At 40.5% G+C, this 15088-nt stretch carries 13 protein-coding genes; all 13 read right to left on the bottom strand.

Translation table 11 applies throughout. The features are described from left to right. Positions 1-46: 46 nt before the first annotated feature. A complete protein-coding gene (gene hfq / locus SporoP32a_RS15435; protein ID WP_085428716.1) occupies positions 47-271 on the bottom strand; it encodes an RNA chaperone Hfq in 225 nt (74 codons plus the stop codon). A 40-nt stretch (positions 272-311) separates the two neighbouring features. Then, the gene (miaA, locus tag SporoP32a_RS15430; protein WP_085428715.1) at positions 312-1244 is read right to left on the bottom strand and encodes a tRNA (adenosine(37)-N6)-dimethylallyltransferase MiaA; all 933 of its coding nucleotides are present in this window, start codon (positions 1242-1244) and stop codon (positions 312-314) included. After that, a complete protein-coding gene (locus SporoP32a_RS15425) occupies positions 1228-2154 on the bottom strand; it encodes an alpha/beta hydrolase (RefSeq protein WP_085428714.1) in 927 nt (308 codons plus the stop codon). The genes miaA and SporoP32a_RS15425 overlap by 17 nt, the downstream gene beginning before the upstream one ends. Further along, positions 2151-3791, bottom strand: coding sequence for a glycerol-3-phosphate dehydrogenase/oxidase (locus tag SporoP32a_RS15420; protein ID WP_085428713.1), 1641 nt, complete (start codon positions 3789-3791; stop codon positions 2151-2153). Before SporoP32a_RS15420 ends, SporoP32a_RS15425 begins: the two co-directional genes overlap by 4 nt. Before the next feature lie 27 nt (positions 3792-3818). After that, complete coding sequence (gene mutL, locus SporoP32a_RS15415; protein WP_085428712.1) at positions 3819-5645, bottom strand: DNA mismatch repair endonuclease MutL; 1827 nt, start codon at positions 5643-5645, stop codon at positions 3819-3821. A 5-nt stretch (positions 5646-5650) separates the two neighbouring features. Further along, positions 5651-8218 (bottom strand): DNA mismatch repair protein MutS, encoded by a 2568-nt coding sequence (mutS, locus tag SporoP32a_RS15410; RefSeq protein ID WP_085428711.1) that lies wholly within the window; start codon positions 8216-8218, stop codon positions 5651-5653. A 276-nt stretch (positions 8219-8494) separates the two neighbouring features. Beyond that, positions 8495-8986, bottom strand: a complete 492-nt coding sequence (locus SporoP32a_RS15405; RefSeq protein WP_085428710.1) for an immunoglobulin-like domain-containing protein — start codon at positions 8984-8986, stop codon at positions 8495-8497. A gap of 109 nt (positions 8987-9095) precedes the next feature. Beyond that, positions 9096-9653: an outer spore coat protein CotE gene (cotE, locus tag SporoP32a_RS15400; protein WP_085428709.1), complete on the bottom strand. Its 558-nt coding sequence runs from the start codon at positions 9651-9653 to the stop codon at positions 9096-9098. 120 nt (positions 9654-9773) lie between these two features. Beyond that, positions 9774-10208: a YlbF/YmcA family competence regulator gene (locus SporoP32a_RS15395; protein WP_085428708.1), complete on the bottom strand. Its 435-nt coding sequence runs from the start codon at positions 10206-10208 to the stop codon at positions 9774-9776. After that, a complete protein-coding gene (miaB, locus tag SporoP32a_RS15390; RefSeq protein WP_085428707.1) occupies positions 10208-11755 on the bottom strand; it encodes a tRNA (N6-isopentenyl adenosine(37)-C2)-methylthiotransferase MiaB in 1548 nt (515 codons plus the stop codon). Before miaB ends, SporoP32a_RS15395 begins: the two co-directional genes overlap by 1 nt. Before the next feature lie 430 nt (positions 11756-12185). Next, positions 12186-12455 (bottom strand): stage V sporulation protein S, encoded by a 270-nt coding sequence (locus tag SporoP32a_RS15385; RefSeq protein WP_085428706.1) that lies wholly within the window; start codon positions 12453-12455, stop codon positions 12186-12188. Positions 12456-12547: 92 nt separating this feature from the next. After that, a complete protein-coding gene (locus SporoP32a_RS15380; RefSeq protein ID WP_085428705.1) occupies positions 12548-13345 on the bottom strand; it encodes a TIGR00282 family metallophosphoesterase in 798 nt (265 codons plus the stop codon). Between the two features lie 67 nt (positions 13346-13412). Next, positions 13413-14972, bottom strand: coding sequence for a ribonuclease Y (gene rny, locus SporoP32a_RS15375; RefSeq protein ID WP_085428704.1), 1560 nt, complete (start codon positions 14970-14972; stop codon positions 13413-13415). Between the last annotated feature and the right edge of the window lie 116 nt (positions 14973-15088).

The raw sequence follows: 15088 nt of genomic DNA, 5'->3' as shown, positions 1-15088 counted from the left end.
TGCGTATGCCAAATAAAAGACAACAAAAAAACAGGCAAGCGCCTGTTTATTGTTCATCTTTTAAAATAACCGGTTTCGAAGGAGCATACGTAGAGATTGCATGCTTATAAATCAGCTGTTGTTTACCATCTGACTCGAGTAGAACGGTATAATTGTCATATGACTTGATTAGACCTTTCAATTGAAAACCGTTAAGCAAAAAGATTGTAACGAATGTGTTGTTCTTACGTAAAGAATTCAAAAACGTATCTTGCATATTTCCTTGTGCCATTCAATTGCCTCCTCATTCCTATTATTAAGTTATTCCCTACTTACTTCTGAAAATCCTTTATTATTTTACAAGTTGCTTGAAAAATTTCTTCTGTAGATTGATTAGCATTTACCCATTGAACCGGTAATTTATTACGGAAATAGGTAAGCTGTCTTTTCGCGTAATTACGTGTGTTTTTCATCACAGCTTCAATTGATTGTTCTTTCGTCAATTTTCCATCAAAGTAGGAGATCAACTCTTTATAGCCTATCGCCTGAACTGATTGCGTTTGACGAATTCCCTTATCCCATAATTTCTGGACTTCTTTAAACAAACCTGCTTCTACCATTTGTTCAACACGCAAATCGATTCTCTCATAAAGTAGTTCGCGGGGAAGATCAAGTCCAATAATCAACGAGCGATACATCGGCTGATTTCCTGACTGTTGTTCGTGATCTTGTTTTGTCAGACCAGTCACTTCAAGGATCTCAAGTGCACGCACAAGACGTCTGTGATTGTTTGGGTGTATTTTCTCCGAGCTTTTCGGATCTAACTCCGTCAGTCTTGCATGCAATACATCAGCACCTTTTGCTTCAAGCTCTTGCTCCAGACGCGCACGCACTTCAGAATCAGCAGCCTGTTCTGTAAATCGATAATCGAATAGCACCGATTGTACATACATTCCGCTACCACCTACAATAATCGGTAATTTCCCGCGAGATTGAATATCTGCAATCCATTGTCTAACTGCCTGTTGATATTCCGCCACAGAAAACGACTCTGTCGGTTCTTTTACATCAAAGAAATGATGTGGAATTCCATTCATTTCAGATGCATGGATCTTAGCCGTACCGATATCCAGTTCTTTATAGACTTGCATAGCGTCTCCATTAATGATTTCTCCATTAAATGATTTGGCAAGCGCTGTACTTAGTGCTGTCTTCCCTGAAGCTGTAGGTCCTACTACTGCTAGTACATCAAATGGCAGATTCATGTTTTTTCATCCACTCCACTATAGTCGTATACACTTGTTTATAATTAGTTTCTTGTAGCATTTCATGTCTGCCGCCTTCAAACAGCTGAACAGTAACATGTCGTTGATTCGCTTTATCAAATTGTTTGGCTACTTTCCAAACACCCTTCGCTCGATTCCCAACTAAATCATCGGTTCCTGATAATAATAAAATGGGCAGTTCATTTGGAATATTTAACAAGAATTCAGGAGCTTCTATAGAGTTCATTCCCTCAAGCACCACACGGAACATTTGAGCAGTCGGCACAAACCCACACGCTTCATCTTCTTTATAATCGCTGACACTTATCGTATCGCGTGATAACCAAGAAAATTCACCTTCGTCTGGGAATTGCTTTGAATAATTACCGAAGACTAAACTGTTTAAAAGCTCATCTGGTTGGTCTTTAGGATATTTGTCTTCTCTATATGCAGCTAATGCAATCGCTGCATGCGCTGTAAGCTCAGAATTCGATCTAGTGCCCGATAGAACCACACCACTAAGCGTAGAACCATATAACTGAATATAGCGCCTCGCAACGAATGAGCCCATGCTGTGCCCTAGTAGCACTAACGGAAGTTCAGGGTTTTGTTGTTGATAGGCTTGGTTGACTTCAAATGTATCATCTACTAATTGATCGAATGTGGCAGATTGACCTAGATAACCATACGTATTACCGTTTTCGATAGCCGTCTTACCATGACCACGTTGATCGTGGAGCGTCACAACATATCCTTGCGATTGTAAATGTTTTGCAAAACGATCATACCGACGACTATGTTCCGCTAGTCCATGAATGATATGCACACGTGCTTTCGGATTCGTCGCTGGTGTATAAGCTCTACTGTACACTTTTGTACCGTCACGCATCTCTATCCATTGATCCGTCATGAGCTTACACTCCCTTTCGCTTCAGCTATTGCATTCTTCAAATCATTTTCGTGAATTGATTTCTCACTGTCCGTGTAGTGCAATAACGTAGCCATATAGTCTGTTACTTGTGCTGCCAATGATTCTACTACATCGATTTGAAAATACAGATCTCCTTTTCGGCGAATAAAGAAATCACTTGGTGAAGTAATCATTTCATAATGAATGCCATATAAAATCTCTGCACGTAAACTAATAGGCAACTCATTTTCCTCTGCTGAAACTACATGGGCAAATTGGAATACTTGATCACTATTTCTACCATAAAATGAAGCAAGACGTGCGCCTTGCTGTGAAGTTAAACCAAATTGGGATGCACGTTCAGCCTGTTGATGGATAAACTGTTGCAAATCCTCATCATTTTCGAAATCACTTCCGGACACACAGATGTTTTTAGTTTCACAGTGTTTGATAAAAGGCTTTTCTAATCGTTCGGCAATTCGATCCACTACGACTTCAGCCATCTGTCGGTAACCCGTTAACTTTCCGCCAGCAATTGTTAGCAGCCCAGGTGCCGTTTCCCACACTTCATCTTTTCTTGAAATTTCAGAAGCATCCTTGCCTTCTTGAGCAATCAGTGGACGTATTCCAGCCCATGTGGATTCTACATGATGACGTTGCAGGTGAACACTCGGGAAAATATGATGAACTGCCTTAATAATATAATTAATATCATCTTCTGTGGCTACAGGGTTCTGTTTATCATCTGAGTAAAATGTGTCCGTCGTTCCGATGTACGTCTTATTCTCTCGTGGAATTGCAAATAGCATTCGACCGTCTGAGTTATCAAAATAGATTGCTTGTTGGAGTGGGAATATGGATTGATCAACAACTATATGAACGCCTTTCGTAATATGCAATTGTTTCTTGTGTTGGCTACTAACCTTTTTCTGTAATTCATCAACCCATGGACCGGAAGCGTTGATGACCATTGAAGCCTTTACCGAAAACCGTTCGCCCGTCTGTTGATCACTTAAGACAGCTCCCACAATATGTTCGTTTTCAAAATTGAATTGTTCACATTTCATATAGTTTAAACAAAGAGCACCTTTTTCTGATGCTTTCTTTAACACTTCAATCGTCAAGCGCGCGTCATCAGTTTGATATTCTACATAATGTCCGCCGCCTTTTAAATTTTCTTTCTTCAACAATGGTTCAAGTTCAGCTGTTTCTTTTTTTGTTAGCATTTCACGACGTTCTGCATGCTTAACCCCTGCCAGTAAATCGTAAACGAGAAGGCCAACCGAAGTAGAATATTTGCCATACGTTCCTTTTTTATAGATCGGCAATAACATCGGCCTGGATTTCGTAATATTACGCGAATTGCGGAAAACGATTTCCCGTTCTTTCCCCGTTTCCGCCACGATCTTTACTTCAAATTGTTTTAAATAACGTAAACCGCCATGTATCAATTTTGTTGAGCGACTAGAAGTGCCTGCAGCGAAATCCTGCATATCAACTAGGGCAACCGAAAATCCTCTTGCAGCCGCATCTAATGCGATACCCGCCCCTGTAATCCCTCCACCGACAACTAATACATCGAATGATAAGTTTTTCAGGTTCTGAATTCTGCTTGATCTCTCTAATGTTGAAAACATAAAATCGCTCCTCTCTGAATTGCTTTGTTACATCACTCGTTTAAACATCTTCTCTAATTCATAGGTTGTAAAGTGGATTAACACAGGACGACCGTGTGGACATGTGTACGGATTGCGACAAGCACCAAGATCCGTGAGCAAACGTTCCATGTCTTCTTGTCTCAAATAGTAATTTGCCTTAATAGATTTTTTACAACTCATCATGATAGCACTTTCTTCGCGTAATTTCTCAACATCCACTTTTCGTTTCTCAAGCACTTGTTCAATCATTTCTTCAATGATTGAAGTAGCCTGTCCTTCAGGAAACCAAGAAGGATATTCTTTTACTGTATATGTGGCAGGACCAAATGATTCTAAAAACACACCGACTTCTTCCAGTGCGCTTTTGCATTCCTCAATCTTCACTTGTTCATCAGCAGAGTAATGAAAGACGAGCGGCAAAAGTAATTGCTGACGCTCACCTGAATCTACTTGACCAAGCTTCACCTTAAAATATTCATATTTGATTCTCTCTTGGGCTGCGTGCTGATCGATTAAATAAAACCCATCCTCATTTTGCGCAACAATATACGTTCCGTGAACTTGTCCTATAGGCACAATGGACGGAAAATGGTTTCCTTCTTGCTGCTCTTGTTCATACACAACAGGCTCTTCCGGTATAGATTCATCCCGCTGCTCAAAAATAGCTTCTGGAAATACCGATGTTGTCAGCTCTGTTTCAGGTTCTTCCGCGGGCATAATGGTCGGTGAAACTTCTAGACCACCTAATGGAACGCTCACTTCTGGACGGCGATAAGAAGATGTCCAAATAGATTGCTGTTCAGAATCCCTTTTTATTGGCTTCTCTTTCTTTACCGCGTCAGGGATTATGGTGACTCCTTGAATCGCTTCTTTGATTGCATTTTTTATAAGAGAAAGTAATTCGCCTTCTTTACTAATACGGATATGGCGCTTTGCTGGGTGAACGTTAACATCCGTCAAAATAGGATCGGCTGTAATATCAATGACCGCAATGGGAAATCTTCCAATTGGTAAGTACGTATGCATCGCATCTATTGCTGCTTGCGTCCCCGCATAGCTTTTAATCCATCGCCCATTCATTAGAAGTGAAATATAGTTTTTCGAAGCACGTGTCATTTCGGGAAGTGTAATAAACCCCTTCACCTTGAAATCAGCATCCTCTTTTTGAAATGGAATCATTTTACGCGCAACTCCAACACCGTATATATCTGATAATACCCGTAATAAATCTCCTGAACCTGATGTTCTGAGAATTTCATGCTGATCGTGCGTTAATGAGAAGGATATGTCAGGGTGACTCAGTGCTAATCGGTTTAATAAATCAATGGTATGTCCCAGCTCCGTTTGAATTGTTTTCATATATTTTAAGCGTGCTGGTGTATTGAAGAATAGATGTTGTATGAGAAAATCTGTCCCTTTTCGTAAAGCACCTGCTTCATATTTCAGTACTTTCCCACCTTCAATCTCTACTACAGCACCATCTTCACCATTCGATGTCCATAATGAAACTTTCGACACAGCCGCAATACTCGCTAATGCTTCTCCGCGAAATCCAAGGGTACGGATACGAAATAGATCATGTTCATTGGATATTTTACTAGTAGCATGCCGTTCAAAACAGCGGATAGCATCATCTTCAGACATACCGTTACCGTTATCGGTTACGCGAATAGAAGAGAGTCCCGCTTCTACTAGAGATACTTCTATTTTTGTACTCTGCGCATCAATCGCATTCTCCACTAGTTCCTTGACGATTGAAGAAGGACGCTCCACTACTTCTCCCGCTGCGATTTTATTGGCCAAGGTGTCATCCATAATGTGAATTTGATTCATCCCATTCACTCCTTCTTGTCTTGCATCAAACGTTCTTTCCATTCCATTAATTTTTGCATTGTCTGCATAGGTGTCATGTTCATCAAATCTATCGCTTCTATCTCTTCAAGCAACGTTTGTGTTTCTGGTGAAAAAATCGGTTCGCTAGTGGTATCAAAGAAAGCCAGTTGCTCCGATACAGAAGAAGCCCCTTTAGTTGTACTGTCTTCTTCAAAACGCTGTAGCAATGTTTTTGCACGTCCGACTACATCTGCAGGGAGACCTGCAAGTTCAGCTACATGGATTCCGTAGCTTCGATCGGCTGCACCCGGTAATACTTTGTGTAAGAACACAACTTTACCATTTTGCTCTTTGGCTGCAACATGAACATTCAGCAAGCGATCCAACACATCTTCTAATTGTGTCAATTCATGATAATGCGTAGAAAACAGTGTATTGGCACCAATTTCTTCGTGGATATATTCCATCATTGCTTGTGCAAGTGCCATCCCATCATATGTTGAAGTGCCGCGTCCGATCTCGTCAAACAATAACAAGCTGTGAGACGACGCATGTGCAAGTGCATATTGAGACTCCATCATTTCCATCATAAATGTACTTTGGCCAGACGCTACATCATCTGCTGCCCCAATCCTCGTGAAAATTTGATCTGTAATAGGCAATACAGCCTTTTCACAAGGTACGAAACAACCGATTTGCGCCATCACTACAGTCAGTGCTACTTGGCGCATATATGTACTCTTACCGGACATATTTGGACCTGTTATGAGCAGCATATTTTCATCTTCAGCAAGCGTGCAGGAATTTGGAATATATAGAGAATGATTCATCATTTTCTCTACGACAGGATGCCGGCCATTTTGTATATCGACTGCTTTCCCTGCATGGAATTCGGGTCGAACGTATTGATTTTTCTCCGACACTTTCGCAAATGCTAGAAGTACATCCAGTTCACTGATGACAGCAGCCAGTTGTTGAATTCTTTGTACGTCTCCTTTTACTTGTTCACGAATGGATTGGAACAATTCAAGTTCTAATGTCTGGCTGTCTGCTTCCGCATTTAAAATTAGCTCTTCTTTTTCTTTTAACTCTGTTGTTATATATCGCTCCGCATTGGCGAGTGTCTGCTTGCGTTCATAGCGTGACAGATCAGCTAAATGAATATTGGATTTTGTAATCTCAATATAATAACCAAATATACGATTATAGCCAATTTTCAACGTTTTAATCCCCGTCAGCTGCCGTTCTTTTTGCTCGAGCTGCGCTAACCAATTCTTTCCGTTACGTGACGCATCCCGAAGCTCATCCAATTTCTCATGATAGCCGTCTAGTATTAATCCACCATCTTTGGCTGATATAGGTGGGTTAACTGCGATTGCATCCGTTAGTAATTGAAAAGTTTCTTGACACGGGTCCATTTTCTCAGCAAACTGTTGCAACATTGGACGTTTAGATTCCTTCAGTAATTGTTTAAGTTTCGGTATATGGGACAATGAATTCCTTAACTGCGCCAAGTCACGAGCGCTCGCACTGCCCATAGAGATTCTTCCAGCAAGTCGTTCCACATCATAGACGTCATGTAATTCTTCCAGTAGTTCTTCACGTAAGAAATATTCATCAATTAAGTTATTTACAGTTTCCAGACGATTTTCAATCGCCTGACGCTGAGCTAGCGGCTGGTGAATCCACATGCGTAATTTTCTTGCCCCCATCGCCGTAACGGTTTCATCCAATACCCAGAACAATGTACCTTCTTTTTTTCCAGAACGAATGGTTTGTACAAGTTCTAAATTCCGCATTGAGTTCGCATCGATCGATAGTTTTGTATTTTTCTCTATATAGATAAAAGGACGAATGTGACCGAAAACCATTTTCTGCATACGCAACAGATACGATTGTAATTTGCGACAAGCTTCTTGTAGTTCTACCGGCAAATGTTCATATGTGTCGTGACCAATCGATCCCGAATGCTCTGTGTCTTCAATCGAAAGCATAATTTCCCGACTTTCGAACAGTTCTGCGAAAATGACATGAAGTTGCTCATCTACAATAATCTCCTTCATGCCAAGAGCTTCGATTTCAGCAAGCAGTGTACGCTCACTTCCTTCTATTAGTTCTACTTTTCCTTCGCCCGTACCCACATCTAGATAAGCTAATGCATAACATTGATTACCGAGACTATCGACGGCACCGATAAAATGATTGGCTTCTGTGTCAATCGTTTTACCTTCTGTTAATGTGCCAGGTGTAATCACTTTGACTACTTCACGTTTAACAATTCCTTTTACCGATCGCGGGTCTTCCATTTGCTCGCATATCGCTACTTTATGACCTTTATGAATTAATGTTTCAATATATCCTGTGGCGGAGTGATACGGAATACCGCACATTGGTATACGATCACGTGCGCCTGAGTCCCTACTCGTTAATGTGATTTCTAATAATGCAGATGCGTTAACAGCATCCTCAAAAAACATTTCATAGAAATCTCCCAAACGGAAGAATAAAAACGCGTCCGTATATTGTTCTTTAATTTTCAAATATTGTTGCATCATTGGTGTATGTTCAGACATGGTAAACCCTCTTTTTCTCGCTCATTTTCTATACATTATACCAAACCCCCTTTGAGTTAACGAATCAAAAGGGGCTGAGGTATTTTAAAATGTAGAAGGGATGTAATGAATTGAATACAAACTACTTTAAAAACAACAAAAAACCATCTCGGTTGTTAACGGTCCGAGATAGTTTTCAATCTTGAAAATCGGTATTCTGTTATTAAAATAAACAATTGGCCGAACAGCTCCAAATAAATGTAAGCTACCAACTTTAAGGACATATGATTGTGCTGTCTATACTGCAGAAATCACTGTGAACGGAACAGCAAGTGTTACTACATAATAAGGGGCTACCGGTTTCAAAAACATTTTGACTAGGCGATACTCTCCTGGCATGAGGGTCACACCTATTATTTCCACGGAAAACAATTGATGAATCACCTTTGCCGGTGCAATTAAACGACCCAAATTAGTGAACTGTGGATTTTCATAAAACACAAAATCTGAATGTGCCAACGTATACCATTCGTTATTTTTCAGTATTTCTATATGATAGTATTCGCCATATTCATAACTAATTTGGCTATCATTTCTTAATGTCGTGTGGAATATCGGCATACCTTCTTTATATTGTTGTACCGAAATCGATAGCGTCAGACCACTTCTACTTGCCCCTAATTCTTGTTCAGGAGATGGAGCCGAAAGAGTTTGCATATCATTTCCTTTGCTACATGCTGACAGTATCATTAGAAGTGCTGGAATTATGAACCATTTTATTTTCACCATAGGATCTCCTCCTATCCTAAGGCTACACCCATTACCGCAAAGTAAACTTGATACAGATCATTTTTATTAACGTATAGCAAATAAAAAAAAGCCGGTGAAACTCCCGGCTTTAAAATGGTGAATCTTTACGCTGAGGCGGTTGATGCGGTCTCTCTTTATTCGGAACCTCTTTATTCTTTTTATCTTCCATCACAATAGAAGAAGATTCAGCTTCTAGTATTGGCCATTCTTCATCGTACGGATGTGGATGAATCGTTACAGATACTTTTGTTTCACCAATCATCTCAACCAATAACTCTCTTTCAATCGAAATCGAGAAGTTTTGTCCGCATTCAGAAATACTAGCTTCTGTACAATTCGGATGCTGCAATACTGTGACAATCGTTTCCTCTTTTGCTGATGTCGGCTCATCACGATAATGCAATGCAATCTTATCTTTATAAGGAATCGATTCAGTAAAGACGGAAGTTTTAGAATGATCATGGTGTGAGTACCAAACATTCACATCAAAACTACCGGTCACTTCCACGTACTTACCAACTTTCTTTGCTTGTTGCGTGTGATTGATCACCCAACAGCCCAATATACTTGAAGGACGATTAGGTGGCTTCAGCATCTCAGTAGACTCTGATCGATGCTTCCCTTTGGCAATAACAGCTTTAGTCACAATTTGTCTTAAGTTTTTCAGTTTTCTTCCTCCTTCTTTGGCTTCTATCCATCCTATGCAACGGCAGCCCAGAAATTGAAAAAAATCGGCAAGGAATTTTCTCCTTAGCCGATTTATTATTTAAGACAATGATTTTTTCTGTGTATTTTCTACGTATGAACCTGTTTCACCACGTAAAAGGTCGCCGCCAGTAGACTCGATAATTTCATCCGTTACACTGTTCGCAATCGTATTAGATACCAATTGTAGTAAATCATTCACTTCATCTTGAGACTGTTTGAACTCTTGTACCAATGGAATCGCATCGATTTCAGCTTGGACTTGATCAATTTTCTTCTCAATTGCTTTTAAAGCGCGTTCTTTTTCATAGTTTTGGAAATTTACTGCCTGCGTTTGAAGTGATTTCATACTAGCGATTTTTTCACGTACTTTTTGATTTTCATTAATTTGTGCTTCTGCACGTTTATAAAACTCGACTTCTTCTGTATTTGCCAACATATGTGCCAAATCGCGTGCTTTTTGTATGATTTCGTCTTTTGTAAATTTCTTCTCCATTATCCTATCACCTTTTCTTTCTGGACTACTCCGATGAATTCACCATTGAGCGACCATGATTTCGCTTCTACTATTTGCACTTCTACGATCTCACCGATTACAGAACGTGGGGCTACAAAATTAACCAACTTACTTTTTTCTGTATAGCCCGCTAGTACGTCAGGATTCCTTTTACTTTCTCCTTCAACCAGCACTTTAACAATTTGTCCCTCATATGGCTTCATAGCCTCTGCAGACATATCGTTCACTAGTTTAAGAAGTCGTTGCAAACGTTCCTTCTTCACTTCCATTGGTATGTTATCTTGCATCTTTGCAGCCGGTGTTCCTTCACGGGGTGAGTAAATATACGTGAACGCCATATCAAAACCAACTTCGCGATAGAGGGACATTGTTTCTTGAAATTGTTCTTCGGTTTCATTTGGGAATCCCACAATAATATCCGTCGTGAGCGATAGATTAGGAATTGCGGTTCTAATCTTATCGACTAGCTCCAAATAGCTTTCCCGAGTATATTTACGAGCCATAATCTTTAGCATATCAGATGACCCCGATTGTACTGGCAAATGAATATGGTCAACTAAATTTCCGCCTTTTGCAAGAACTTCGATTAAATGATCATCGAAGTCACGAGGATGACTCGTCGTGAAACGAATTCTTGGGATATCAATCAACCGCAATTCATCCATCAAATCACCTAATCGATAGGTGATATCATCAAAATCTTTACCGTATGCATTGACGTTTTGACCAAGCAAAGTGATTTCTTTATATCCTTCAGCAGCCAACTGACGAACTTCTTGAATGATGTCTGACGGTCGTCTGCTACGTTCTTTACCACGCGTATACGGTACGATACAGTACGTACAGAACTTATCGCAGCCATACATAATATTAACCCAAGCTTTGATTTTTCCATTACGCACTTTAGGCAAGTCCTCGATCACGTCGCCCTCTTTTGACCACACTTCAATAACCATCTCTTTAGACATGTATGCTTCATGTAAAATGTTCGGTAGGCGATGAATATTATGTGTACCAAAAATCATATCTACTTGATCATACGTTTTTAAAATTTTATTTACAACGGATTCTTCTTGTGACATACAACCACATACACCGATCAGTAAATCTGGGTTTGTCAGTTTAAGTGGTTTGTAGTGGCCCAATTCTCCAAATACTTTATTTTCTGCATTTTCACGGATTGCACATGTGTTTAGTAATATGACATCTGCTTCTTTTACATTGTCAGTTGCATTATAACCTAACGCCATTAAAATGCCTGCAATCACTTCCGTATCGTGTTCATTCATTTGACAGCCAAAAGTACGTATGAAGAATTTACGGCCTTGTCCCATTCCTTTAAAGCGTTGATCTATTTGAAAGTTATCGTGATATTCCACTTCTTCTTTCCCGCGTTTTTTTGCGTCTTTCAGAGAAGGCCCCCTGTAGACAGACTCGAAATATTTGCTATAGTCTTTTTCTGTGATGTTTGATTTCGATTTGTTTTCTGCTACGAGTCCAGCTTGCAAGCGCTGTTCTTCATTCATTGCAGTAGCCCCTTTCTATTACTTATCGGGAAATAAGCATACATGAAGTTATTATACTGAAGTTTTGATTGATATGACAGCAAACGGTTAAATTGTCGCTGGTTTGTCATGAAAAAGGAGATGCAATGAATATATCAGAGCATCTTTTTGCTTGATGGTGGGCATTTGAAAGTAATAAGGAAAAAGAGAGTGAGTTTTTTAGTGCGAGGGGGTGGAAGCTCCAGTTGGCGGACGCTTTCCCATGGGCCTGCGGGAAGAGCCGTAACGAAGAACGGCTTTTGCGAGTAAAAGCGCAGTGTTAGGAGCTTGTCTTTGCATTCAATCCCCTACTATCTGCTACCAGACAACAAGTATATTATTTCATAAAAAAAAGAGCTATCTCCAGTTGTCATTTAAACTAATGACAACTTGGACAGCTCTTTTTTATATTCTACTTACGTTCCTTTTTTTCGACGAGAAGTTTGAGTGCAGTCCTAGCTTCCCCGTTGATTTCGATATCGGTGAAAGCAGGCGCGCAAATTAGGTCGCCTCCACTTGGTGCTACGAATCCTCTAGCGATTGCAATTGCTTTTACTGCTTGATTTAATGCTCCAGCTCCGACCGCCTGGATCTCGGCAAAGCCCTGTTCACGAATAACCGCAACTAGTGCTCCTGCTACTGAGTTCGGATTTGAGCGAGAAGATACTTTCAAGGGACTCACGATATTTCCTCCTTATTTTGCAATGTCTATGGAACGCGTATATTCCATACAACATCCTATGATAAGGAAGGAGGTTTTAGACACTTGGAAAATTAGTTTTTAAACGGATGATCTTCGTTAATTCTAATACGCTCAATTTTGAGAGCTTTACCAGTTTTATCATCCAATTCTACGAACATTCCGTTAAGCTGTGGTCTTCCACTTTTCGGTACTTCAAATCGAGTGGGCAAGTTCGTATAGAAACGATACAATACATCTTCTTTTTTCATTCCTAATATCTCATCGTATGGACCCGTCATGCCTGCGTCAGTTAAATATGCAGTTCCTCCTGGAAGGATTCGCTCATCGGCGGTTTGCACATGTGTATGTGTTCCGACAACGACTGATGCTTTGCCGTCCAGATGCCAGCCCATCGCAATTTTTTCACTCGTTGCTTCTGCGTGAAAATCTACAAAAACGAGTGGAGATGTTTGCAAAGCTTCTTCTAGTAGTTCATCCGCTTTGGCGAATGGATCATCGTGTGGCGGTAAGAATGTTCGACCATGTAAGTTGATAACTGATAAAGTAACACCATTCTTTGTAATGGACGTCATGCCTTTACCAGGAGCTTGATCAGAAAAATTCGCAGGTCGGATCAAGTAATCCACTTCATCTATAAAATCATAAATTTCACGTTGATCCCATGTATGATTACCCATTGTGATGACATCTACTCCAGCATGTAATAAATCATGATAAATTGATTTTGTAATCCCTCTGCCTGAAGCTGCATTTTCTCCATTTGCGATAATGACATCGGCTTGATATTTACGTTTTAAACGTGATAAGTAATCAATTACCATTTCTCTTCCCATAGATCCAACGATATCTCCAATAAAAATTACTTTCATCTGTAACAACCTCTTTCCAAAATGAAAACAGCTTCCAAACGAACCGGAAGCTGTTTTGTGTTAGGTATTATTTTGCATATTCTACTGCACGGGTCTCCCGTATGACCGTCACTTTAATATGCCCTGGATAGTTTAATTCTTCTTCGATTTGTTTTCGTATATCACGTGCTAAGCGATGTGCGGTAATATCATCGATCTGTTCGGGGCGGACAATGATACGCACTTCCCGTCCTGCCTGAATGGCAAATGACTTCTCCACACCTTCATATGATTCCGAAATTTCTTCGAGTTTTTGCAAACGTTTTATATAGTTTTCTAATGTTTCACTTCGTGCACCTGGTCTTGCTGCAGATAATGCATCCGCTGCTGCGACTAGCACTGCGATAACAGATGTTGCTTCTTCGTCACCGTGGTGAGAAGCAATACTATTGATGACAACCGGATGTTCTTTATACTTCACTGCAAGCTCTTTACCGATCTGCACGTGACTTCCTTCTACTTCATGATCGATAGCTTTACCGATATCGTGAAGTAAACCGGCCCGTCTAGCAAGTGTAACATCTTCACCCAACTCAGCTGCAAGCAAGCCTGTTAAGTATGCTACTTCAATGGAGTGCTTCAAAACATTTTGTCCGTAACTTGTACGGAAGTGTAGACGACCCAAAATTTTGATCATATCCGGATGTAAATTATGAACACCCACATCGAATGTAGTTTGTTCTCCTTTTTCGCGAATCAGCTCGTCCACTTCTCTTCTAGACTTGTCGACCATCTCTTCGATACGTGCAGGGTGGATACGACCATCCTGAACTAATTTCTCAAGAGCTAATCTTGCTGTCTCTCTACGAACCGGATCAAAACCAGATAGGATAACTGCTTCTGGCGTATCGTCAATAATCAAATCAATACCCGTAAGTGTTTCGAGTGTACGAATATTTCGCCCTTCACGACCAATGATGCGACCTTTCATTTCATCATTCGGTAAATTAACGACGGAGACTGTTGTTTCTGCCACATGATCTGCTGCAAATCGTTGCAGTGCCAATGAAAGGATTTCACGTGCTTTACGCTCGGATTCCTCTTTAGCCCGTTGCTCGGATTCTTTCGTCATGACTGCAATATCCGTAGAAAGCTCTTCTTCTACATCTTCCAAGATGACGCGTTTTGCTTCATCTCTTGTTAAGGAAGAGATTCTTTCCAGTTCGGTCTTCTGTGTAGTAACAAGTTCTTCCGCTTTGCGTTCCATCTCTTCAATATGCTGTTGTCTTTCTAATAGCGCATCTTCTTTGCGCTCTAGACCTGCTTCTCTTTTATTGAGCGCATCATCCTTGCGATCAAGGTTTTCTTCACGCTGTAAGAGACGGTTTTCTTGTTTCTGTAATTCCGTCCTTCTCTCACGGACTTCTGTTTCTGCTTCAATCCGCAGTTCGTGAGTTTCATCTTTCGCTTCTAACAGTGCCTCTTTCTTCACTGACTCCGCTTCACGCTTCGCCTCTTCGACGAGTTGGTTGGCAGTATGCTTGGCACCAGTCACTTTTGAATCATTCACATTCTTCAATATAAAAAAGCTAACAACTGCACCGACGATGAGACTTAGCAAAACGGAGATGAGTATTTCAATACCCATTGAGGTCACCTCCTCCTGCTTATTCTTTTCTTTTCAGTCGGCTCGTATAATCAATTTTGCCATGGCGGTTATATTCACGTTACTTGTTACCAGGGTTTCCTGGTAATGTCCCGACG

The organism is Sporosarcina ureae (assembly GCF_002109325.1).
GTDB lineage: Bacteria > Bacillota > Bacilli > Bacillales_A > Planococcaceae > Sporosarcina > Sporosarcina ureae_C.
This window is presented reverse-complemented; position numbering and strand designations above follow the sequence as displayed.

Bases quoted from the DNA above. Each gene is read 5' to 3' on its own strand.
- hfq (WP_085428716.1), bottom strand. From the start codon at position 271: ATGGCACAAGGAAATATGCAAGATACGTTTTTGAATTCTTTACGTAAG.
- miaA (WP_085428715.1), bottom strand. From the start codon at position 1,244: ATGAATCTGCCATTTGATGTACTAGCAGTAGTAGGACCTACAGCTTCA.
- SporoP32a_RS15425 (WP_085428714.1), bottom strand. From the start codon at position 2,154: ATGACGGATCAATGGATAGAGATGCGTGACGGTACAAAAGTGTACAGT.
- SporoP32a_RS15420 (WP_085428713.1), bottom strand. From the start codon at position 3,791: ATGTTTTCAACATTAGAGAGATCAAGCAGAATTCAGAACCTGAAAAAC.
- mutL (WP_085428712.1), bottom strand. From the start codon at position 5,645: ATGAATCAAATTCACATTATGGATGACACCTTGGCCAATAAAATCGCA.
- mutS (WP_085428711.1), bottom strand. From the start codon at position 8,218: ATGTCTGAACATACACCAATGATGCAACAATATTTGAAAATTAAAGAA.
- SporoP32a_RS15405 (WP_085428710.1), bottom strand. From the start codon at position 8,986: ATGGTGAAAATAAAATGGTTCATAATTCCAGCACTTCTAATGATACTG.
- SporoP32a_RS15395 (WP_085428708.1), bottom strand. From the start codon at position 10,208: ATGGAGAAGAAATTTACAAAAGACGAAATCATACAAAAAGCACGCGAT.
- miaB (WP_085428707.1), bottom strand. From the start codon at position 11,755: ATGAATGAAGAACAGCGCTTGCAAGCTGGACTCGTAGCAGAAAACAAA.
- SporoP32a_RS15380 (WP_085428705.1), bottom strand. From the start codon at position 13,345: ATGAAAGTAATTTTTATTGGAGATATCGTTGGATCTATGGGAAGAGAA.
- rny (WP_085428704.1), bottom strand. From the start codon at position 14,972: ATGGGTATTGAAATACTCATCTCCGTTTTGCTAAGTCTCATCGTCGGT.